General features: G+C 59.1%; 17 protein-coding genes. 7 read left to right on the top strand and 10 right to left on the bottom strand.

Features of this window, described 5'->3' with window-relative positions; all coding sequences use genetic code 11:
• Positions 1–108 precede the first annotated feature (108 nt).
• The gene (locus FNY10_RS01740; RefSeq protein ID WP_141965135.1) at positions 109–1,575 is read left to right on the top strand and encodes a PLP-dependent aminotransferase family protein; all 1,467 of its coding nucleotides are present in this window, start codon (positions 109–111) and stop codon (positions 1,573–1,575) included.
• A 129-nt stretch (positions 1,576–1,704) separates the two neighbouring features.
• The gene (locus FNY10_RS01735; protein WP_160702067.1) at positions 1,705–2,727 is read left to right on the top strand and encodes an IS110 family transposase; all 1,023 of its coding nucleotides are present in this window, start codon (positions 1,705–1,707) and stop codon (positions 2,725–2,727) included.
• A 373-nt stretch (positions 2,728–3,100) separates the two neighbouring features.
• Here the strand turns inward: FNY10_RS01735 and FNY10_RS01730 are convergent, their stop codons facing one another.
• From FNY10_RS01730 to FNY10_RS01700, 7 genes are read right to left on the bottom strand one after another with little or no spacing between them, the layout of a single operon-like run.
• Positions 3,101–4,369, bottom strand: a complete 1,269-nt coding sequence (locus tag FNY10_RS01730) for a Zn-dependent hydrolase (protein ID WP_160702069.1) — start codon at positions 4,367–4,369, stop codon at positions 3,101–3,103.
• Positions 4,359–5,543 (bottom strand): amidase, encoded by a 1,185-nt coding sequence (locus FNY10_RS01725; RefSeq protein WP_160702071.1) that lies wholly within the window; start codon positions 5,541–5,543, stop codon positions 4,359–4,361. Before FNY10_RS01725 ends, FNY10_RS01730 begins: the two co-directional genes overlap by 11 nt.
• Before the next feature lie 31 nt (positions 5,544–5,574).
• Positions 5,575–6,585 (bottom strand): ABC transporter ATP-binding protein, encoded by a 1,011-nt coding sequence (locus FNY10_RS01720; protein ID WP_160702073.1) that lies wholly within the window; start codon positions 6,583–6,585, stop codon positions 5,575–5,577.
• Entirely contained in the window at positions 6,575–7,618 is a 1,044-nt protein-coding gene (locus tag FNY10_RS01715; RefSeq protein WP_141965139.1) for an ABC transporter ATP-binding protein, read from the bottom strand. The genes FNY10_RS01720 and FNY10_RS01715 overlap by 11 nt, the downstream gene beginning before the upstream one ends.
• Positions 7,619–7,620: 2 nt before the next feature.
• Entirely contained in the window at positions 7,621–8,511 is an 891-nt protein-coding gene (locus tag FNY10_RS01710; protein WP_131047599.1) for an ABC transporter permease, read from the bottom strand.
• A gap of 2 nt (positions 8,512–8,513) precedes the next feature.
• Positions 8,514–9,467: an ABC transporter permease gene (locus FNY10_RS01705; protein ID WP_131047598.1), complete on the bottom strand. Its 954-nt coding sequence runs from the start codon at positions 9,465–9,467 to the stop codon at positions 8,514–8,516.
• A gap of 17 nt (positions 9,468–9,484) precedes the next feature.
• A complete protein-coding gene (locus FNY10_RS01700; protein WP_141965140.1) occupies positions 9,485–11,149 on the bottom strand; it encodes an ABC transporter substrate-binding protein in 1,665 nt (554 codons plus the stop codon).
• 334 nt (positions 11,150–11,483) lie between these two features.
• Here FNY10_RS01700 and FNY10_RS01695 point away from each other — a divergent pair, with 334 nt between their 5' ends.
• Complete coding sequence (locus FNY10_RS01695) at positions 11,484–12,599, top strand: YbdK family carboxylate-amine ligase (protein ID WP_141965141.1); 1,116 nt, start codon at positions 11,484–11,486, stop codon at positions 12,597–12,599.
• 83 nt (positions 12,600–12,682) lie between these two features.
• Entirely contained in the window at positions 12,683–13,411 is a 729-nt protein-coding gene (locus tag FNY10_RS01690; RefSeq protein ID WP_407081265.1) for a phosphodiester glycosidase family protein, read from the top strand.
• Between the two features lie 216 nt (positions 13,412–13,627).
• Here the strand turns inward: FNY10_RS01690 and FNY10_RS01685 are convergent, their stop codons facing one another.
• The gene (locus tag FNY10_RS01685; protein ID WP_131047746.1) at positions 13,628–16,342 is read right to left on the bottom strand and encodes a cation-transporting P-type ATPase; all 2,715 of its coding nucleotides are present in this window, start codon (positions 16,340–16,342) and stop codon (positions 13,628–13,630) included.
• 509 nt (positions 16,343–16,851) lie between these two features.
• Between FNY10_RS01685 and FNY10_RS01680 the strand changes: the two genes are divergently transcribed.
• The gene (locus tag FNY10_RS01680; protein WP_100686160.1) at positions 16,852–17,100 is read left to right on the top strand and encodes a DUF1158 domain-containing protein; all 249 of its coding nucleotides are present in this window, start codon (positions 16,852–16,854) and stop codon (positions 17,098–17,100) included.
• A gap of 230 nt (positions 17,101–17,330) precedes the next feature.
• Here FNY10_RS01680 and FNY10_RS01675 read toward each other — a convergent pair whose 3' ends face one another.
• Complete coding sequence (locus FNY10_RS01675; RefSeq protein WP_004859189.1) at positions 17,331–17,672, bottom strand: RamA family antibiotic efflux transcriptional regulator; 342 nt, start codon at positions 17,670–17,672, stop codon at positions 17,331–17,333.
• Between the two features lie 30 nt (positions 17,673–17,702).
• Positions 17,703–18,803, bottom strand: coding sequence for an MBL fold metallo-hydrolase (locus FNY10_RS01670; protein ID WP_131047595.1), 1,101 nt, complete (start codon positions 18,801–18,803; stop codon positions 17,703–17,705).
• 190 nt (positions 18,804–18,993) lie between these two features.
• On the opposite strand from FNY10_RS01670, the gene FNY10_RS01665 reads away from it, so the two are divergent.
• Positions 18,994–19,575, top strand: a complete 582-nt coding sequence (locus FNY10_RS01665) for a TetR/AcrR family transcriptional regulator (RefSeq protein ID WP_131047594.1) — start codon at positions 18,994–18,996, stop codon at positions 19,573–19,575.
• A complete protein-coding gene (locus tag FNY10_RS01660) occupies positions 19,575–19,955 on the top strand; it encodes an MmcQ/YjbR family DNA-binding protein (protein WP_141965144.1) in 381 nt (126 codons plus the stop codon). The genes FNY10_RS01665 and FNY10_RS01660 overlap by 1 nt, the downstream gene beginning before the upstream one ends.
• Positions 19,956–20,024 lie beyond the last annotated feature (69 nt).

Here is a 20,024-nt window from a genome sequence, read left to right as displayed (position 1 = left end):
TTTGTTTTCCGGATAGAGCCAGTTGCGCTGCGTCTGTGTGTCAGTCTTTTTCAGGGTGGTATGGAATTTGCTGCAAGGTAAACAGTGTATTCACCTGAGGAGCCCCGCATGATCCGTCACCTTTTGCACGTCGAGTTCGACCAACGTCGCGGTTTACAGGAACAAGTGCGGGAGACGCTGGTGAACGCCATTCTGAGCGGTATTTTTTCTGCCGACACGCCGCTGCCCTCCTGTCGTCAGCTGGCCAGCCAGCTGCGGGTGTCGCGCAATACCACGGCGCTGGTTTTTGAGAGTCTGGTCAGCGAAGGGTATCTCATCAGCCGCCCGCGCAGCGGGTACTATCTGCATCCCGACTATCAACATTCCGCCGGGACAGTTGCCGTACAGGGTGCACCGGATGACGATCGCGCTGCACCACGCTGGGGCGCGCGGCTGCAAATCACCCCCAGCCAGCAGGAGTCGATTCTTAAACCCGCTGGCTGGATGAACTACCGCTACCCGTTTATCTATGGCCAGCCGGATACCCGCCAGTTCCCGCTGACCACCTGGCGTTCGGCGGCCAACTGGCTACACGGCGGTGTACGCGATCCGGCCTGGGTCGTCGATCATATCGACCAGGACGTGCCAATGCTGATTGAGCAGATTCGCACCCGGGTGCTACCCAAGCGCGGCATCGTCGCCGCCGCGGATGAGATCCTGATTACGCTCGGCTCGCAGAACGCGCTGTACCTGCTCACCCGCCTGCTGATGTCGCCAAAGACCCGGGTCGGCGTCGAGAACCCCTGCTTCCGCGAGGCGATTAATACCTTCCTGCTGGCGGACGCCGATATCGTGCCGCACCCGGTGGACGAAGAAGGGATCGTGCTCGACGATGCCCCCTGCGATTACTACTACGTCACTCCAGGCCATCAGGTGCCGACAGGGGTGGCGATGAGCCAGGCGCGGCGAGGTCAGTTGCTGGAACATGCGGCCCGCCACGATGCGGTGATTATTGAAGATGATTACGACTCGGAAAGTAATTTCATGCTCAACCCGCTACCGGCATTGAAAGCCAGCGACCGCAGCGGGCGGGTGATTTACGTCAGCAGCCTGTCGAAGGCGCTGTCTCCCGGCCTGCGGCTGGGATTTATGGTGGCCGACCCGGATCTGATTGATGAAGCCCGCGCACTGCGGCGGCTGATTTACCGCCATCCTCCCACCAATATTCAGTATCAGATGGCCCATTTTCTCGCCCAGGGGCACTATGAAACCCATCTCCGGCGCTACCACTACGACTCCGCCCAGCGCTGGGACCGCCTCAACAACGCTTTGCAGCAACATCTGCCGGAATGCCGGATCATCCCCGGCAGCGAGCATGCCAACGCCTTCTGGCTGGCCACGCCGGAGCAAATCAATACCCAGCAACTGACCTGGCGCGCCGCCCATGCAGGGGTGCTGATTGAACCCGGCGCGCGGCATTTCCTCAACGCCAACCCGCCGGAAAATTTTTTCCGCATGGGCTTTCACGCCATCAATCCTGATGCGATTGCGCCCGGCGTCGAAGTGCTGTGCCGCCAGCTGGCGCAACTGGGATAAACGCAGTCTGTCATCGCCCACCCGCGCATCCTGCATCCCGTAGCCCGATGTGATGGACACCTCCCACCTTACGGCATCAGAGTGCCAGACTGAGGTGTTAACTTCAGAGTCCCGGAGGAGGTGTCCATTATGAATATTAAACGTATTGGTCTCGACCTGGCTAAAAATATCTTCCAGATACATGCCGTGGATCACCATGAACAGGCTGTCCTGCGTAAAACCCTGCGCCGTGACCGCATGATGGCCTTTTTCTTTCAGCTCTCCCCGTGCCTTATCGGTATTGAAGCCTGCGCTGCCGCCCACTACTGGGCCCGCGAGCTGACCCGGATGGGACATACCGTGCGCATTATCCCTCCGCAGCGGGTTAAGCCTTATCTCAAAGGCCAGAAAAATGACGCCAACGATGCGGAAGCTATCTGTGAGGCTATCAGCCGCCCGGGAATGCGCTTCGTGGCTGTCAAAACGGAAAGGCAGCAGACGCTGCAGGCAGAGCACCGCGTCCGGGCCAGGCTGATCCGTGCCCGGACAGCCCTGAGCAATGAGATGCGGGGCCTGCTGGGTGAGTTCGGTCTGGTCCTGCCTGTGGGGATAAGACAACTGCGTAAGGCGTTGCCGGAGATACTGTCGCAACAGGAACAGTGGGATGACCGCTTTATCCGCCTGCTGGGAGAGTTGGCGGAAGAGTTGCAGATACTGGATGAGCGGGTCGCCCGGCATGACAGGCGGCTTGAGCAGTCGGCGCGGGATGATATCCGGATAAAAAGGCTGCTGACAATAGAAGGCATAGGTCCGGTGGTGGCCAGCGCGCTGGTGGCGGCGGTTGGGGATGGCAGACAGTTCAAAAGTGGCCGGGAGATGGCGGCGTATCTGGGGCTGGTTCCCCGGCAGCATTCCAGCGGCGGGAAAGAGCGGCTGGGACATATCAGCAAGCGGGGAGACAGCTACCTGCGGACACTGATAATCCACGGTGCGCGAGCGGTGCTGAATGCGTGTCAGAATAAAACCGACAGACGCAGTCAGTGGCTGCAGGCGTTGTCGGAAAGGCGAAACCGGAATATCGCGACAGTGGCGCTGGCGAACAAGAATGCGCGAATAGCGTGGGCGATACTGAGCGGTGAAAAAGAGTACCATGGACAACAGGGTGCCGGTTAACCGGTGTCCTGTTGTCCATGCAGTAAAAGAGCAGTAACCAGCCGTGAGTATGCGGTCAGCAAAGCGTGATGAGTAACAGGTAAGACCGGCATCTGTCATTCCGACTTGTCCGAAGGCTCCCTGGTAAACAAAGCCGCTAGCCCGAATGGAAACAGATGCGCAGATAACATCATGGCCCGGATACGACGGTATCGTAAGAGAGGCCGGATATACGAACGCAACTTACCCCGTTACACAGAATGCAGAGATGGCTTGCATAACGGGAGGTGTCCATATACGGATAAGGCGCTCACGCCGCCATCCGGGGAAATCCCCCGGTGGCGCTGCGCTTACCGGGGCTACAGGGCGTGCGGGCGGGTAGCCCGGCTCCCGGTTACGCCACCTGCGCGTATTGCAGCATCACCTGCAGCAGCACGTTTGCACCGGCAGCGACATGCCCGGGAGAGGCGTACTCGATTTCGTTATGGCTAATCCCGTCTTTGCAGGGAATAAAAATCATCCCCGTCGGCGCCAGATAGCTCATATACACTGCATCATGCCCGGCGCCGGAGACTATCTCCCGCGCCGGATAGCCCAGTCGCGCCGCCGCATCGGCAATGGCCTGCTGGCAATCCGCATGGAACGGCGCCGCCGGGTAATGGCTGACCTCCTGCAACGCCACCGCCAGGCCGCTCTCCTGCTGTACCTGAGCGATAAAATCCCGCAGCTGGCGGTCCATCTCATCGACCGCCGCGTCGCTGAGATTGCGCATATCAATAGAGAACCTCACCTCGCCCGGCACCACGTTGCGGCTGTTGGGATAGACCTGCACCATCCCGACGGTGCCGCGCCCCTCTTTGCTACGCCCGGCAATCGCCACCACCTCCTGCATAATTCGCGTCGCTACCTGCAAGGCATCCTGACGCAGACGCATCGGCGTTGGCCCGGCATGAGACGCCTGCCCCGTCACCACGCAATCGTACCAGCGGATACCTAATACGCCCTGCACCACGCCGATGATTTTCTCCTCATCTTCAAGAATCGGCCCCTGCTCGATATGGGCTTCAAAGTAGGCGCCGATCGGATGATCGCCGGGCGTCTGGTTGCCGATATAGCCGATACGCGCCAGCTCCTCGCCCACCGTTTTTCCCTGCGCATCCTGCGCGGCATAGATTGTTTCCAGCGGGAATACCCCGGCAAAGACGCCGGACCCCATCATCACCGGCACAAAACGCGAACCTTCTTCATTGGTCCAGAACACCACTTCAATCGGCGCTGCGGTTTCAATATCGAGGTCGTTGAGCGTACGCACCACCTCCAGCGCCGCCAGCACCCCGTAGTTGCCGTCAAATTTCCCGCCGGTAGGCTGAGTATCAATATGGCTGCCGGAGACAATCGGCGGCAGCAGCGGATTGCGCCCTTCCCGGCGCATAAACACGTTACCGATTTGATCAACGGTGACGCTCATCCCCGCCTCTTGCGCCCAGCCGATGACTAAATCCCGTCCCTGTCGGTCGAGATCGGTGAGCGTCAGGCGACAGCAGCCGCCCTTCGGCGTCGCGCCGATTTCCGCCAGCGCCATCAAGGAATCCCATAACCGCTCACCGTTAATACGCCACCCCGTCATCTCTGCAACCGGGGTAAAAAGGACCTCACTGCTCATCTTTGTCTCCTTGCGCGAATGCAACGGCCAGCTCCACCAGCAGACGATCGCTGCCGCGTGGCCCTAAAAAAGAGATGCCCAGCGGCAGACCACCGGCCTGAGCGACAGGCAGCGTCACCTGCGGACGCCGGGTCATCACCGAAATCAACAATAAATCGTGAGAAAGACGCCGGATGGTCTCAATCTCCTCGGCCTGCGCCGTCAGCAGCGGCGCACCATCGGGCACGGTGGGCAGAACCAGTATCGCGTCGCCCAACCGCGCATCCCACCAGCGGGTAAAGTGCTCCCGCCGCTGGCAGGCGGCCTCGTACTGTGCCGGGGTCACTGCTTTTCCCCATAAGAAGCGTTCGCGCACATCCGGCCCCAGCTGCAGGCCATAGCGTTCTATCGTCTCCCCCTGCGCCTGCCAGGCCTCGAATCCCTGAATCTGCCGAAAGGCGAGATAAATCTCGTCGATATCCGGCAGCGGCGCGTTCAGCGGCGCGATGGCGCCAAATGCGCGCGCAAGCCGCTGCCTGACGGGTAACAGTGCCTGCTGGCTACGCAACGGCAGGCGGGAAAAGAGGGCCTCATGGCATGCCAGCGCCGCACCGGCAATCGCCGGAGGCTTCGCGTCCAGCAGGCAATCAGCGACCGCCCGAAAGACCTCCGGCGTTTGGGCGAAGAAACCGCAGGTGTCCATCGTGGCGCACAGCGGCTGGCAGCCGTCGAGCGAAATACGCCCGTGCGTGGGGCGCAGGCCAAACAAGCCGCAGTAGCTTGCCGGGGTGCGTACCGAACCGCCGGTATCGGTGCCCAGCGCAAAATCGCACACGCCGTTCGACACCGCCGACGCCGACCCGGATGACGAGCCGCCGGGAATATGGTTCGGCGCGGCGCCGTTGCGCGGCGTGCCGTAATGCACATTGTGGCCGCTCATCGAGTAGGCCAGCTCGCTGGTGTGGGTTTTACCGATAAAACGGGCGCCGTTATCCAGCAGAATCTGCACCACCGGGGCGGTACGGCGTTTAATGCCGGAGAGCGCTAGTACATGCGGGTTGCCGCCGCCGGTGGGATAGCCCGCAACATCAAACAGATCTTTGACGGCAAAGGTCATCCCGCTGAGCGGCCCGCTCAGGGCGTGGGGGACCGGCTGCGGCGGGTAAGGCATAAATGCGTGATTATCATCCTGCACAGGTATCACCTCCTTTATTCAGGCCGACCGTTCAGGCATAGCGCGCCGGTTTTTCAACGGCCGGGGTCAGCTCTCGCCAGCGATGACAGCTCACCACATGACGCGGGTCAACCTGTTCGGTCACGGGTTGAGTTTGCCGACAAACGGGTCTCGCATGCGGACAACGCTCGGCAAACGCGCAGCCCGGCGGCAAGCGGGAAAGATCCGGCGGCGAACCGGGGATGCAGTGCAGCGCGTCGCCTTTTTTCAACCCGTCTTTCGGGCGGCTCCCCAGCAGCACCTGGGTATAGGGATGGCGAGGACGGGACAAAATGTCGGTCATCGAGGCTTCTTCAACGATCCGCCCGGCGTACATCACCGCCACCCGGTCGGCTATCTCCACCGCGGCGCCAATATCATGAGTCACAAAGATAATCGCCAGTTCGCGCTGCTTTTGCTGCTCGCGCAGCAGGATCAGAATCTGGATCTGCACCGTGGCGTCCAGTGCGGTGGTCGGTTCATCCGCCAGCAGCAGCTGCGGGTTGCACGACAGCGCCAGAGCAATCATCGCCCGCTGGCGCATACCGCCGGACATTTCGTGCGGGTAGGCGTCCAGCCGCCGTTCCGGACTGGGGATCCGCACCTGGCGCAGCGCCTCCAGAGCCCGTTCCCGCGCCGCCTGACGCGACAGCCCTTCATGACGACGCAGCCCTTCGACGATCTGCTGGCCGACGGTATACACCGGATCAAAGGCCAGCAGCGGCTCCTGAAAAATCATCGCGCAACGCGCGCCGCGATAGGCCCGCAGCCGGGAAGCGCTCATCTTCAGCACCTCCTCATCGCCGACGCGCAGCGTCCCCGAGAGCATGCTGCTTGTGGGCGGATGCAGGCGCATCAGCGCCCGCAGGGTGACGCTTTTACCGGATCCCGACTCCCCGATCAGCGCCATCACTTCCCCTTTATGGACATCAAAAGAGACGCCGTTAACCGCATTCACCGTCTGACCATCGCGGCGAAACTCCACCCGCAGATCGCGGATATGAACAAAAGCCTCATGCGACATGGCTGACCTCCTGAATGGCGATGTTCTGATGCCAGGGCGACGATGGCTGGGCCATCAGGCAGGCGCTTTGATGCCCCTCGCCGACGCTTTCGAGCGCTGGTTTCACCTCGGCGCACACCGCTCTGGCGTGCGGGCAGCGGGTGTGAAACCGACAGCCCGAAGGCGGTGATATTGGGCTCGGCGGATCGCCGTTCAGCGGCGAGGTCAGGGTGCGGTTTTGCGGGTCCATTGACGGCATCGAGCTGAGCAATGCGCGGGTATAAGGATGAGCGGAGGCGGTAAACAGCTGTTCCGCGGGCCCAATCTCCACCACCTCGCCAAGGTACATCACCAGAATGCGATCCGACAGCCAGCGCACCACGTGCAGGTCGTGGCTGATAAACACATAGGTCAGTTCGAGGGTGCGCTTTAGCTCCTGCAACAGCTGCAGTACCTGCGCCTCTACCGACTTATCCAGCGCCGACACCGCCTCATCGAGGATAACCAACCGCGGCTTCATCGCCAGAGCGCGGGCAATGTTGACGCGCTGGCGCTGGCCGCCGGAGAGCGCATGCGGATAGCGGTGGGCAAAACGCTCGGGTTCGAGGCCAACATGGGCCAGCAGATAGCGGGCATATTCGCTGGCTTCTCTGGCGCTCACTCCGTGTACACGCTGGCCGAAGGCGATACTCTCCTCCATCGTCATACGCGGATTGAGCGAAGCATAGCTATCCTGAAACACCATCTGTACCTGACGGCGATACTCTTTCATCGGCAGGCGCGTTGACCCCACCGCCAGGCCGTCAAAGATCAGCTCGCCGCTGTCTTGATTCAGCAACTGCATCAACAGGCGCGCCGTCGTCGATTTGCCGCAGCCGGACTCCCCCACCACGCCCAGCGTTTCACCTTTCATCACCGTAAAGCTGACGTTATCCACCGCCTGCACCACTTCACGGCTTTTTGCGCCACCGGCACGAAAATACTTCAACAGATTATTGACCTTCAGCAGCGGCTGAGCCGGGCCGCCAAGGTCGATATTGATAAAAGGTTGCATCGTTACTCCTTAATCGCCATTGCCGTGCGCAGGCGGTCGGCGAGGATATTGAACGAAATGGAGGTGATAAAAATCATCAGTCCGGGCAGGGCCGCCACCCACGGCTGGGTGTAGATGGCCGTGCGCAGGGTATTGAGCATCAACCCCCATTCCGGCTCCGGCGGGCGCACGCCCAGGCCAAGAAACGAGAGGCCGGAGGCGAGGATCATGCACACCGAAATCAGGCCGGTGGAGAAGACGAAAATCGGCCCCAGCACGTTGCCGAGGACCTGGACGCGGATAATGGTAAAGGCGCTGGCCCCGGTAGCGCGGGCGGCCTCGATATAGTCCATATGGCGGACCTGGGCGGTGACGCTTTCCGCAATCCGCGCCACCTGCGGCACGAACACCAGCGTCAGCGACAGCAGCGCGTTGCCAATCCCCGCCCCCAGCGCGCCGGAGAGCGCAATCGCCAGCAGCACCGAAGGGAAAGCGTAAAATACATCGACGGTGCGCATAATCAGGGTATTGGTTTTACCGCCCGCATAGCCGGCGATAATGCCGATGGCGCCGCCGATGAAAAAGGCCAACACCACCGGCACAATGCCCATAAACAGCGACAGTCGGGCGCCGAGGATCAGGCGCGACAGCATATCGCGCCCCAGTTCATCAGAACCCAGCACAAAGCCGTCGCTGCCGATAGGTTTAAGGCGTAAAAACATCGAGGTCTGATAAGGGTCTTTCACTATCAGCCACGGGCCAAACAGCGCCAGCGCCAGCAACAGCAAAATGATGGCGCCGACGATCAGGCCGCCGGGATCGCGAAGCAGGCGGCGAAACACGCCGCGCCAGTAGCCCTGCCTGGCAGCCACAACCGGAGAAACCGGCGCTATTTTCGTCGCGGTATCCACCATAGTCAGCTCCTCTTAATTCGCGGGTCGAGGGTGGTTTGCAGGATATCCACCAGCAGATTGAGCAGCACAAAGAACAGCGCCAGCACCCAGATAGTCCCCTGCAATAGCGGCAGGTCGCGTTGGAAAATCGCCGTGTTCAGCAACAGGCCGGTCCCCGGCCAGGAGAAGACCGTTTCAACGAGAATCGAGCCGCCCATCAAATACCCCACCTGCAGCCCCATCACCGCCAGCGCGGTTGGCGCGGCGTTTTTCACCACGTGGAGGAAGATGCGCGATTCGTTCAGCCCGCGGGCGCGCAGGCCGACGATAAACTCCTGGCTGAGAATGTCCGCCACCTGCGAACGCACGGTGCGGGCGATAATCCCGGTCGGGATCACCGACAGCGTAATCGCCGGCAGCAGCATGAACTGCAGATGCTCCCGGTCCCACTGCCAGCCAATCTCGCCAATCGGTCCGCCGCCGGTGGCCGGCAGCAGGGAAAATTTGACGCTGAAGACGATGACCAGCAGCATGCCCAGCCAGTAATGCGGCACGCTGACGCCGAAAACCGACAGCAGCGACGCCAGGCGATCAACGATGCTGTTGCGAAAGTAACCGGCGACAAAACCAAACAGGCTACCCAGCACAAAGCCGATAAGGGTTGCCAGCAACGCCAGTCGCAGCGAATAGCTGACCGCCGTCAGCACTTCGCCAAGCACCGGCCGCCCGGTCGCCACCGACATGCCTAAATCGCCATGCAGCGCCCGCCATAGCCAGTGCACGAACTGCAAAGGCAGCGGTTTATCAAAGCCATAGGCCTGCATTAATGTCTGGCGCAGCGCTTCGGAGGCGTCCGGCGGCATTACCGAGACCAGCGGATCGCCCGGGGCAATCTGTACCAGCATAAAACAGATCAGCGCCACTCCGAGCATCGTCGGGATGGCCAGCAGAATGCGATATAGCAGCGTATTGATCATCTGTGCCCCCTGTGCGGTTACTCTTTTTTGCTCACCAGACTGAGATCGATAAACCAGCTCTGCGGCTGCACCACGCCGGTCACCGCAGGCGAGATGGCCCGTGGCCCGACATCATGGGCGACAAACAGGAACGGCACCTGATCGACCAGCGCCGCATGCAGTTCCCCAGCCGCTTTATCCATCTCTGCCGGGGTAAAAGCGTGCTTCACCGCCATCGCCAGCCTTTCCGTCTCCGGCGTTGTGAAGTAGCCCCAGTTGGTGGCGACCGGCGGGAAAGCTTTGGCGGTCGAGAAGCGGATCAGGCCGAAATAAGGATCGTTGACCGCCGCGCTGACGTTGATCGCATCTACCCCCTTCGCCGACGGATCTTTCGCCCCCAGACGCCAGTTGGTAAACAGGGTGTTCCATTCCGTCACTTTGATATCGACATTGAAGAAGCAGCTTTTCAGGCTTTGCTGGATGTATTCATTCATCGGCAGCGGCTGCATCTGCCCGGAGCCGGAAGCGGAAGTCGCCACCGTGACATGCAGCGGTTTCGCGGCGCTAAATCCGGCCTCGGTCATCAGCTTGCGGGCGCTGTCCGGGTCGTATTTGATCTGGAAAGTGGGTTTGCCGTGCCACGGACTGTCGGCTTCATAGACGCCGGTCGCTTCGGTCATGTAGCCGCCGAGATAGCTTTTGAGTTCGGCGCGGTTAAGGCACAGGTTGGCGGCTTTGCGCACGCGGATATCTTTCCACGGCGAGCCTTCGGCAAAGGAGAACTGCCACGGCCACAGGTGCGGCTGGGTGTTGGCGTAGATTTTAAAACCCTGGGCCTTAATCTGATCGACCGAATCCGGCGCCGGGGCTTCAATCCAGTCCACCTGTTTTGACAGCAGCGCGGCGGTACGGGCATTGGCCTCCGGCAGCGGGATCAGCACCACTTTATCGACGCGTGGAATGCGAGCTTTATTCCAGTAATCCGGGTTTTTATCGAGAATCAGCTGCTGGCGCGGAACCAGTTTTTCCATTTTAAACGGACCGCTGCCCACCGCCTGCGCGGCGAACGCCGTCCACGCCTGCTTGCTGCGGGCCGCCGCATCGCCGATGCTGGCCGGGACCGCGTCATACTGTTTCTGCCACGCCGTCGGCGAGACAATAAACAGGTTGGTGATGTTGTACGGCAGCAGCGCATCCGGCTCGGAGGTGGTGAGCGCGACCGTATATTGATCGATTTTTTCCGCGCCGCTCAGCGTCGGCATACGCGACAGCGTATTGCCAATCTGCCCCGGCGCATACTGCGGCGCGGCTTTGTTCAGCACCTTATCGACGTTCCAGACGATAGCGTCGGCGTTCATCTCGCTGCCATCATGAAACTTCACTCCGGGACGGAGGGTAAAAATCCAGCGATTTTGATTCTGCGGGTCAACGTGCCACTCCGTCGCCAGGCCCGGAACCAGGCCGCTGGGCTTTTCGCCCTGTGAAAGATCCCACTCGACCAGCGCATCGTACAGCGGGATACCGGTGAAGCGGTTGCCTTCATACCCCTGATCGGGCTGCCCCAGCGTCAGGGGGATATCGGCGGCGGTCATGGCGATCCGCAGCGTGGAAGCACTGGCCTGCAGGGAGGCAAAGAGCGCCAGCGCGCCGCTCACCGCGACGGCGAGATGACGTTTGCGCAAAAGTACGGTGTTATTTAGCATCACATTGTCCCTGTTAAATAAAGTCGTTATTTAACAGGCAAGATGCATACCAGTTTATCCGTGCGAAAAATAAGTGTGAAAGCGCTTATAAAATAAGAGCAACCTATTATATCTAAATGATTTAAATTGAAAAAATAAACAACCCTTATCTTTACGCACCACCAGAGTGAAATAAGTTGCAGAATTGCACCAGGCAATTTATCGCCCCACTGCAAAGCCCGGTAATAATAACGTAGCGTCACTTTTTATTAAATAAATTCATCATTTCCGCGCAATTATCAGCCCGGGTCGATCCCATCTATACTTCGTTTATCGCGCTAACCAGGGAGTCACCATGCCACTACCCGACTTTCACCGCTCCGACCCCTTCAGCCTGGGGATTGAACTGGAGCTGCAGGTGGTCAATCCGCCAGGATACGACCTGAGCCAGGACTCCTCGCTGCTTATCGATGACGTGAAGAGCGGCCTCAGCGTCGGCGAGGCGAAACATGACATCACCGAAAGCATGCTGGAAATCGCCACCGGGGTCTGTCGTGATATCCACCAGGCGGCGATGCAGCTGGGCGCCATCCAGCAGGCGGTTTTACGCGCTGCCGCCCGGCACCATCTGCACATCTGCGGCGGCGGCACCCATCCTTTCCAGACCTGGCAGCGCCAGCAAATCAGCGATAATCCGCGCTATCTGAAAACCGTGGAGCACTTCGGCTACCTGGCGCAGCAGTCGACGATATTCGGTCAACACGTCCATGTTGGTTGCCAGAACGGCGATGATGCGCTTTATCTTTTGCATGGTCTGTCGCGCTTCGTCCCGCATTGCATTGCGCTGAATGCGGCCTCCCCGTGGCTCGACGGCGCCGACAGCGGTTTTGCCTGTTCGCGCCTCAATTTGTTCGCCGCTTATCCTGACAACGGGCCCATGCCGTGGGTCAATAGCTGGCAGGAGTTTACCCGCCTGTTCCGGCGCCTCAGCTATACCGGCATGATCGACAGTATGAAGGATCTGCACTGGGATATTCGCCCCAGCCCGCGTTTTGGCACCGTCGAAGTGCGGGTGATGGATACCCCGCTCACTGTCGCGCAGGCGATCAATATCGCCGGATTCATCCAGACCCTCGCCTGCTGGCTGCTGGCGGAGAGGCCGTTTAAACACCATCCCGATGACTACCTGCTGTACCCTTTTAACCGCTACCAGGCCTGTCGCTACGGACTGGAGGGCATCAATACCGATGTTCACAGCGGCGAGCAACGCCAGCTTGGCGAGGAGATTTTACAGCTGATCCCTCGCCTCATGTCCTACGCCGATACGCTCAATGCCGCCAGCGCCCTTGAGGCGATCGGGCGCCAGCTGCGGCAGGAGAAGAGCGAAGCCCGGCAGATGCGTGAGTTTGTCGCCGGCGGCGGCTCGCTGATCGGCCTGGTACAAAAACACTGCGAAATCTGGGCGTCATAGCCCGGCAAAAAGGTATACTGCGGCCAATATTGATTTCGCCGCCCCGCGTCTTCCTGCGGCATACCTGGAACGTTCTCATGACTTTGCGCCTCCTGCCGCTGCTGCCAGCGCTGCTGCTTCCCCTCGCCGCGCAGGCCAGCGGGAAATGCACTCTCACCGACCCGTCGCTGACGCTACAAAGCTATACCGTCAATCCACAGCGCGAGCGCATCGCGATGTACTGGAAAAACGCGGATGGCGAGGCCTTCGGTTCGCTGCGTGCGCTGCTGGCGGATATCGATCGGGACGGGCGCGTGCAGATGGCGATGAACGGCGGGATTTACGCGAAGAACTACGCGCCGCTGGGGCTGTATATCGACAAGGGCGTGCAGGAGGCTCCGCTTAACCGCGCTTCCGGCGGCGGCAACTTTTTTATCCGTCCCGGCGGGGTGTTTTATCTGCAGGGGCAGAAGGCGGGGATCGTCAGCATCGATAAATTTAAGCCATCGTCGACGATCGCCTACGCGGTGCAGTCCGGCCCGATGCTGATTGAAAACGGCACAATAAACTGGCGCCTGAAGCCATCCGCCAGCTCACGTAAGCTGCGCAACGGCGTCGGTATCACCCGGCAGGGCCAGGTGATTTTTATGCTCAGCGATCGCGAAACCAACTTCTACGATTTCGCCTGCTACGCGCAGTCAAAGCTCAACGTACGGCAGATGCTCTATCTCGACGGCACCATTTCAAAGATGTACCGGAAAGGCGGCAGCGTGCCGTGGCAGTATCACCCGTTCGTGACCATGATCGCGGTGGAGAGCAAGTCGTCCCCGTAGCCCCGGTCAGCGCAGCGCCACCGGGGAATATTTCCGGGCACCAGCGGGAAACCACCCGGATGGCGGCGCGAGCGCCTTATCCGGGCTACCCGACCGCACGCCCCCGTAGCCCCGGTCAGCGCAGCGCCACCGGGGAATATTTCCGGACACCTGCGGGAAACCTCCCGGATGGCGGCGCAGCGTCCCTCCCCTGAACGGAGAGGGACGACGGGCGGATCAGGCGGTTTTACGGAACGGACGGGTCAGCCGCTTCTCGACTTCCACCACCAGGAACATCACGATGGCAATCGCCAGGGTGATAAACCAGTAGCGTAGCGGCAGCGACTCGGTGCCAAACATGGTCTGCATAAACGGCAGGTAGATAATCGCCAGCTGCAGGAGCAGCAGCACGCCGCTGACCAGCCAGATGCCTTTGTTGCGCAGCAGGCCGGTATTTAATGAGAAGCCCTCGCTGCGACGGCAGTTAATCATGTACACCCACTGCGCGGTCACCAGCATCTGCAACAGCACGGTGCGGATAAACTCGGCGCTATGGCCGCGCGGCGCCAGCCAGGCCTCAAGAATAAAGGCGACGACGGCAATCATGGTGCCGACGAAGGCGACGCGCCAGATGGCGAAGCCATCCATGACGTGCTGGCCGGTTTTCCGCGGCGGACGGTTCATCACGTTGCGCTCCGCGGCTTCGAAAGCGAGACCGAAAGAGAGCGTGGCGGAGGTCGCCATGTTCATCCACAGAATCAACACCGGCGTCAGCGGAATAATGTTCCCCGCCAGCAGGGCGATAATAATCAGCAGCCCCTGCGCCAGGTTGGTGGGCATAATAAACAGAATCGTTTTCTTCAGATTGTCGTAGACGCGACGCCCCTCTTTCACCGAGCTGGCAATGGTGGCGAAGTTGTCGTCCGTCAGCACCATGTCGGCCGCCTCTTTGGTCACTTCGGTGCCCTTGATCCCCATCGCAATACCGACGTCGGCCTGGCGGAGCGCCGGGGCATCGTTCACGCCATCGCCGGTCATGCCGACGACTTCGCCGGTATCCTGTAGCGCTTTGACCAGGCGCAGCTTATGCTCCGGGCTGGTACGGGCAAAAATGTCGTACTCCACGGCGGCCTTCGCCAGTTCGCCATCGTCCATGTGCTCCAGTTGATAGCCGGTCATCGCCTGGTGGCTGTTGGTGATCCCCAGCATCTGGCCGATGCTCATTGCCGTTTGCGGGTGATCGCCGGTGATCATTTTCACGCGGATCCCTGCGGTCTGGCAGGCGTGAATCGCCTCAATGGCCTCTGGACGCGGCGGATCCATCATTCCGGCGATGCCGAGGAACACCAGGCCTTCACGCAGATCGTCGTGGGTCAGCGTCGTGCTGCCGGCCTGCGCCGGTTTGCAGGCGGCGGCGACCATGCGCAGCCCCTGACTGGCGAAGCGCGAGATCTCCTCCTCCCAGTACTGGCGCTCGAACGGAACCGTGCCCTGCTTTGTCATCTGCTCGCGGCACAGCGCGAAAATCACATCCGGCGCGCCGGTAAGCAGCACGCGCTCAACATTGTCGATTTTCTGCTGCGTCGCCATGTACTTATACTGTGAATCAAACGGAATTTTGGCTATCAGCTGCGTCTCAACCGGCGGCAGTTTTGCCTTCGCCGCCAGCACTTTTAACGCCCCTTCGGTCGGCCCGCCGGTAATGCCCCACAGGCCGCGCGCGTCCTGCACCAGCTGGCTGTCGTTGCACAGGTCAATGGTACGCAGATACGTTTCCAGCACGCTTCCGGCATGAATCTGTACCGGCTCATCGCTGCCTTCCAGATAGATATTGCCCTGCGGCTCGTAGCTGTCGCCCTCAACCCGGTAGCAGCAGTCGGCAGTGATAATCGCTTTGACCGTCATTTCGTTCATGGTCAGCGTACCGGTTTTATCCGAACAGACCACGGTCATCGCGCCCAGCGTTTCTACCGTAGGGAGCTTGCGAATAATGGCGTGTTTGCGCGCCATCGCCTGCACCCCGAGGGAGAGAATGATCGAGATAATCGCCGGCAGCCCTTCCGGGACCGCCGCAACGGCCAGGCTAATCAGCGAGAGCAGCAGCTCCCCCATCGGGATATCTCGCAGGGCCAGACTGAAGACGAACAGCGCCACCATCATGGCGAGGATAATGACGAAAATCGCTTTCCCCAGCTTATCCATCTGCACCAGCAGCGGCGTGCGATGCTTCTCGATACCGGCCATCATCTGGTTGATGTGCCCAAGTTCCGTCTCCTGCCCGGTCGCCGTCACCACGCCGACGCCACCGCCAGCGCTGATGGTCGTACCGGAAAACACCATATTGGTGCGGTCGCCCAGCGGCAGCTCGCCTTGCAGCGCATCGGTGATTTTATCCACCACCGTTGATTCGCCGGTCAGGATCGCCTCTTCCACGCGCAGGTTGTGGGTTTCGATAAGACGCATATCCGCTGGAACGCGGTCGCCCGCCCGCAGAATAACGATATCCCCCGGCACCAGCTCGCGGGTGGGCAGGGTTTCGTGTTTACCGTTGCGCTGTACCCGCGCGTTGCTGGAGAGCATGTTGCGGATCCCCTGCAGCGATTTTTCGGCGTTGCTCTCCTGCACGTGGCCAATCAGGGCGTTAATGACCGTGACGCCGAGGATAACCAGGGTATCGACCCAGTGCCCCATCACCGCCGTCAGCGCCGCCGCGGCCAGCAGGACGAAAATCAGCACATCGTTAAAGTGGGCGAGGAAACGCAGCCAGGCCGGCTTGCTTTTCTTTTCCGGTAGCGCATTAGGGCCAAAGGAGGCCAGGCGCTCCGCGGCTTCGGCGGAGCGTAATCCCTCGGCGCGGCTTTTGTTCTGCGCCAACACTCGATCAACGCTCTGCTGGTAAGCGGGCTGCGATGCCGTGTCCCCGGCAGGGGGAGTATTATGGGGATGAATCATTCTGGTCAAAATAAATTTTCCTTATAAATTCCGTCATTCGGAAAGCCTGAAATCATTTCTGGCCAATGAACGAATATAATTTTATGTAGCGAGGTAAAATTTGATCCAGGACAATTTACACCCCCTCGCAAAATTTAAAATTCATGATAAGTTAATTCCTTAAACAACTATTACAGAATATTAATAAACATATATTAAACGAGGTCAATTATGTTTGGAATCTACCGCGGACGCCGCCTGGCGCTGTACATCCTGCTGGCTATTATTATTGCCACAGCGGTGGGATATAGCACCTATACTTTTGTAAAGTATACTCTTTAATAATGACGTTAATTGACATTAAGGTGTAATTAATTTAATTACAAACAACGCGAAAAATATTAACAGGAGAAATAAAAATATAATATTAGCGCTACGAATAATGACGTAAAATAATCACTCAGGAAAGTATATTGCGTTGCCTGTCATTTTACCGGACAATATGTTTTTTAACTGATGATTAACAAGTAATGAAACATCCGCTCGAAACGCTGATCGCTGCCGCAGGCATTTTAGTATTGGCCCTGCTCTCTTGTTTACTGCTGCCAGCGCCGTCCCTTGGGTTAACGCTGGCGCAAAAACTGGTCGATACCTTCCATCTGATGGATCTCAACCAGCTCTATACCCTGCTCTTTTGCCTGTGGTTCTTAGCGCTGGGCGCGATAGAATATGTGGTGCTGCGTTGGGTCTGGCGCCGCTGGTTTTCCCTTGAGCGCTAACCCGGTAAAGTCACGCATTCCCGCCGTCACCTCCCGAGGTCTCAAAGCGGCCCGCCTGGAGCCAGAAACGTAGCGGATAGCGCGCCGCGCTCAGCATGAGGAGCGGCAAACCGACGAGTTCGCCATTGATAACCAGCTTGAGGACCGCTCAACTGGCGCACACCGTCCTCGGCGGCCTGGACTATAAACCATAGAAAGAGCATCCGCCGGTTTCCCCCGGCGGATGCGCTTCAGTGAGCGCGATTGTGGTTCTCTTTACGGTAGGCGCCCGGCGGCTGATGAAAGGTGCGGGTAAAAATGCGGGTAAAGGTCTGCTGTGAATCAAAGCCGTATTTCAGACAGATATCGTAAACCCGCTGATCGGTGTCGCGCAGATCGCGCGCCGCCAGCCGCAGTTTACGTTCGCGGATATAGCGCCCCAGACTCTCCCCTTTGTACTGCAAAAAGAGTCGTTGCAGATGCCATTTCGAATAACCAGAGTGACGAGCAATATCATCAATACGCAGCGGTTGATGCAAATTATCATCAATCCACCCGACGATAGTCTCAATCACCTGAGCGGAAATAGTCATAAGTCCTCTCCTCTTGAATCGAAGCAGTATTTATTGCCACCAGGTAGTAAATGATTGCGTCTTATCGGCAACCCAAACCGGCTCGCCAAGCATCGGCGTTAACAACCGCCACGGTCTTTGCTGGCTGGCCGCAGCCAGCTGCTTATAGGGATCGTCCCAGCTGTGTTTCGCCAGCACAAAGCGCCCCGCATGCCCCGGCAACACCGCGCGGGCGCGGAGATCGTCGGCGGCCAGGGCGGTTTCGTCAGGCATCATATGAATGTATTTCCAGTCCTGGTCGTACTGACCGTTCTCCATAATCGCCAGATCCACGGAACCAAACTGTTCGCCGATGGCCTTGAAGTGCGGGCCGTAACCGCTATCGCCGCTGTAGTAAATTTTCTGCTGCGGGGTGACGAACATAAAGCTGGCCCACAGCGTCTGATTACGCTTGAGCCCACGACCGGAGAAATGACGGGCCGGCAGCACATGCACGGTGAGCTCGTCGCTGACCGGCAGCGCCTGATTCCAGTCCGCTTCGCTGATGATGGCGCTCTCCATGCCCCAGAAACGCAGATGCGACCCGACGCCGAGCGGCGTCACCACGCGCTTAATTTTGGGCATCAGCGCTTTGATGGTGGCGTAATCCAGATGGTCGTAGTGGTCGTGCGAAATGATCAGCAGGTCTATCTCCGGCATACCCTCCGCACGCCACGGATAGTCACCCGGGAAAGCTTTATTAATAAATGAGAATGGGGCGGCATAGTCGCTGAAGACCGGGTCTATCAGGATGCGTTTCCCCGCCAGCTGCAAATACCAGGAGGAGTGGCCGAGCCACACCATCGTATCCTGCCCGAGAGGCAGGCTGGCGAGATCGGTATTGACCAGCGGCAACGGCTGCGCGGGACGGGCGTTTTCACGTTTAGTCACCAGAAACGACCACCAGGCGGACAGCATATTTTTCTGCCCGGTGAATCCCGGCGTGGGGAGCTGATTATGAAACTGACCATCGCGATAGTGCGGCGACTGTTCCACCAGACTGAGCTGCGCGCCCTGCGGCGCCCGGCCAAACCCGGCATTTAAGACAAACGGCAAAGCTGTTGCTGAGGCTAATAGCATAATGGCGACCACGCTGAAAGTGACACGGTTCATAACCTGACCAGATGAAACTCCCTATGATGAGAGTTTGGTGATATAACTTGATTATGAGTGAGTACGCACTCATTATTAGGATGAATATGAAAGTCGTCAAGACGATTTTCATTTTTTTAACATCCACCGTTGCAGCGCCATGACATGGCATGTTTAGATCGGGGTTTGATTTCGCGTGAGGTAAAATGTAGTGGCTCGTCCTAAGAGTGAAGATAAAAAACAAGCGTTGCTGGAGGCCGCCACGGTCGCCTTTGCCCAGTCGGGTGTCGCCGCCTCAACGTCGGCCATTGCGCGCAGCGCCGGCGTTGCCGAGGGGACGCTGTTCCGCTATTTCGCCACCAAGGATGAGTTACTCAACGAGCTGTACCTCTCGCTCAAGTCCGGGTTAGTTAAAGCGATGGTTGCCGGGCTGACGCCAAACGAAAAACGACCGAAAGAGAACGCCCGTAATATCTGGGACGGCTATATCGACTGGAGTATGCGCCACCCGATGGAGCACAAGGCGATTCGCCGGGTGGCGCTCAGCGAGCGCATCACCGATGAAACCCGAACCCGGGTGAGAGAGATGTTCCCCGAGCTCAACGAAATGTGCCAGCTGTCGGTCAAGCCGGTGTTTCTGAGCGACGCCTACAGCGCCTTTGGCGACGCCCTGTTTCTGGCGCTGGCGGAAACCACCACCGAATTTGCCAGCCACGATCCGCAGCGCGCCCGCGAACTGATCGCCCTCGGTTTTGAGACCATGTGGCTGGCGCTTCACGAGAACGACGCCTGATGGACCGCGCTTCGCTGCACGCCTGCGCCCACCGGATTGCGCTCGCCTACCCGTTTACCGAACACTGCTGGCCGTTCGGCCCGGAGTATGACGTGTTCAAAGTTGGCGGGCGCATTTTTATGCTCACCATGACCCTTCGCGGTCGCGCGCTGGTGAATCTGAAAGCCGAACCGCAGAAAGCGCTGCTCAATCGGGAGATTTATCGCAGTATTGAGCCAGGATATCACATGAACAAAAAACACTGGATTACCGTCGTTCCCGGCGAGGATATCAGCGAGAGTCTGCTGGCCGAACTGATCGATGATTCCTGGAATCAGGTGGTGAATAAACTGGCGAAAAAAGATCGGCTGCGGCTACGTCCGGCGGGATTTTCAGGCTAACACGATAAGTGTTATCGCATTTTTGTCTCTTATCATTTCCCCGTCTTCGCTGTACTCTTCTCCCACTAA

The organism is Klebsiella sp. Lac1, from assembly GCF_009825425.1.
In the GTDB taxonomy this organism is placed as follows: Bacteria; Pseudomonadota; Gammaproteobacteria; order Enterobacterales; family Enterobacteriaceae; genus Klebsiella; species Klebsiella electrica.
This window is presented reverse-complemented; position numbering and strand designations above follow the sequence as displayed.

What these genes read in the sequence shown, in the direction of transcription:
- FNY10_RS01740 (WP_141965135.1), top strand. Translation starts at nt 109, where the DNA reads ATGATCCGTCACCTTTTGCACGTCGAGTTCGACCAACGTCGCGGTTTA.
- FNY10_RS01735 (WP_160702067.1), top strand. Translation starts at nt 1,705, where the DNA reads ATGAATATTAAACGTATTGGTCTCGACCTGGCTAAAAATATCTTCCAG.
- FNY10_RS01730 (WP_160702069.1), bottom strand. Translation starts at nt 4,369, where the DNA reads ATGAGCAGTGAGGTCCTTTTTACCCCGGTTGCAGAGATGACGGGGTGG.
- FNY10_RS01720 (WP_160702073.1), bottom strand. Translation starts at nt 6,585, where the DNA reads ATGTCGCATGAGGCTTTTGTTCATATCCGCGATCTGCGGGTGGAGTTT.
- FNY10_RS01715 (WP_141965139.1), bottom strand. Translation starts at nt 7,618, where the DNA reads ATGCAACCTTTTATCAATATCGACCTTGGCGGCCCGGCTCAGCCGCTG.
- FNY10_RS01710 (WP_131047599.1), bottom strand. Translation starts at nt 8,511, where the DNA reads ATGGTGGATACCGCGACGAAAATAGCGCCGGTTTCTCCGGTTGTGGCT.
- FNY10_RS01705 (WP_131047598.1), bottom strand. Translation starts at nt 9,467, where the DNA reads ATGATCAATACGCTGCTATATCGCATTCTGCTGGCCATCCCGACGATG.
- FNY10_RS01700 (WP_141965140.1), bottom strand. Translation starts at nt 11,149, where the DNA reads ATGCTAAATAACACCGTACTTTTGCGCAAACGTCATCTCGCCGTCGCG.
- FNY10_RS01695 (WP_141965141.1), top strand. Translation starts at nt 11,484, where the DNA reads ATGCCACTACCCGACTTTCACCGCTCCGACCCCTTCAGCCTGGGGATT.
- FNY10_RS01685 (WP_131047746.1), bottom strand. Translation starts at nt 16,342, where the DNA reads ATGATTCATCCCCATAATACTCCCCCTGCCGGGGACACGGCATCGCAG.
- FNY10_RS01680 (WP_100686160.1), top strand. Translation starts at nt 16,852, where the DNA reads ATGAAACATCCGCTCGAAACGCTGATCGCTGCCGCAGGCATTTTAGTA.
- FNY10_RS01675 (WP_004859189.1), bottom strand. Translation starts at nt 17,672, where the DNA reads ATGACTATTTCCGCTCAGGTGATTGAGACTATCGTCGGGTGGATTGAT.
- FNY10_RS01670 (WP_131047595.1), bottom strand. Translation starts at nt 18,803, where the DNA reads ATGAACCGTGTCACTTTCAGCGTGGTCGCCATTATGCTATTAGCCTCA.
- FNY10_RS01660 (WP_141965144.1), top strand. Translation starts at nt 19,575, where the DNA reads ATGGACCGCGCTTCGCTGCACGCCTGCGCCCACCGGATTGCGCTCGCC.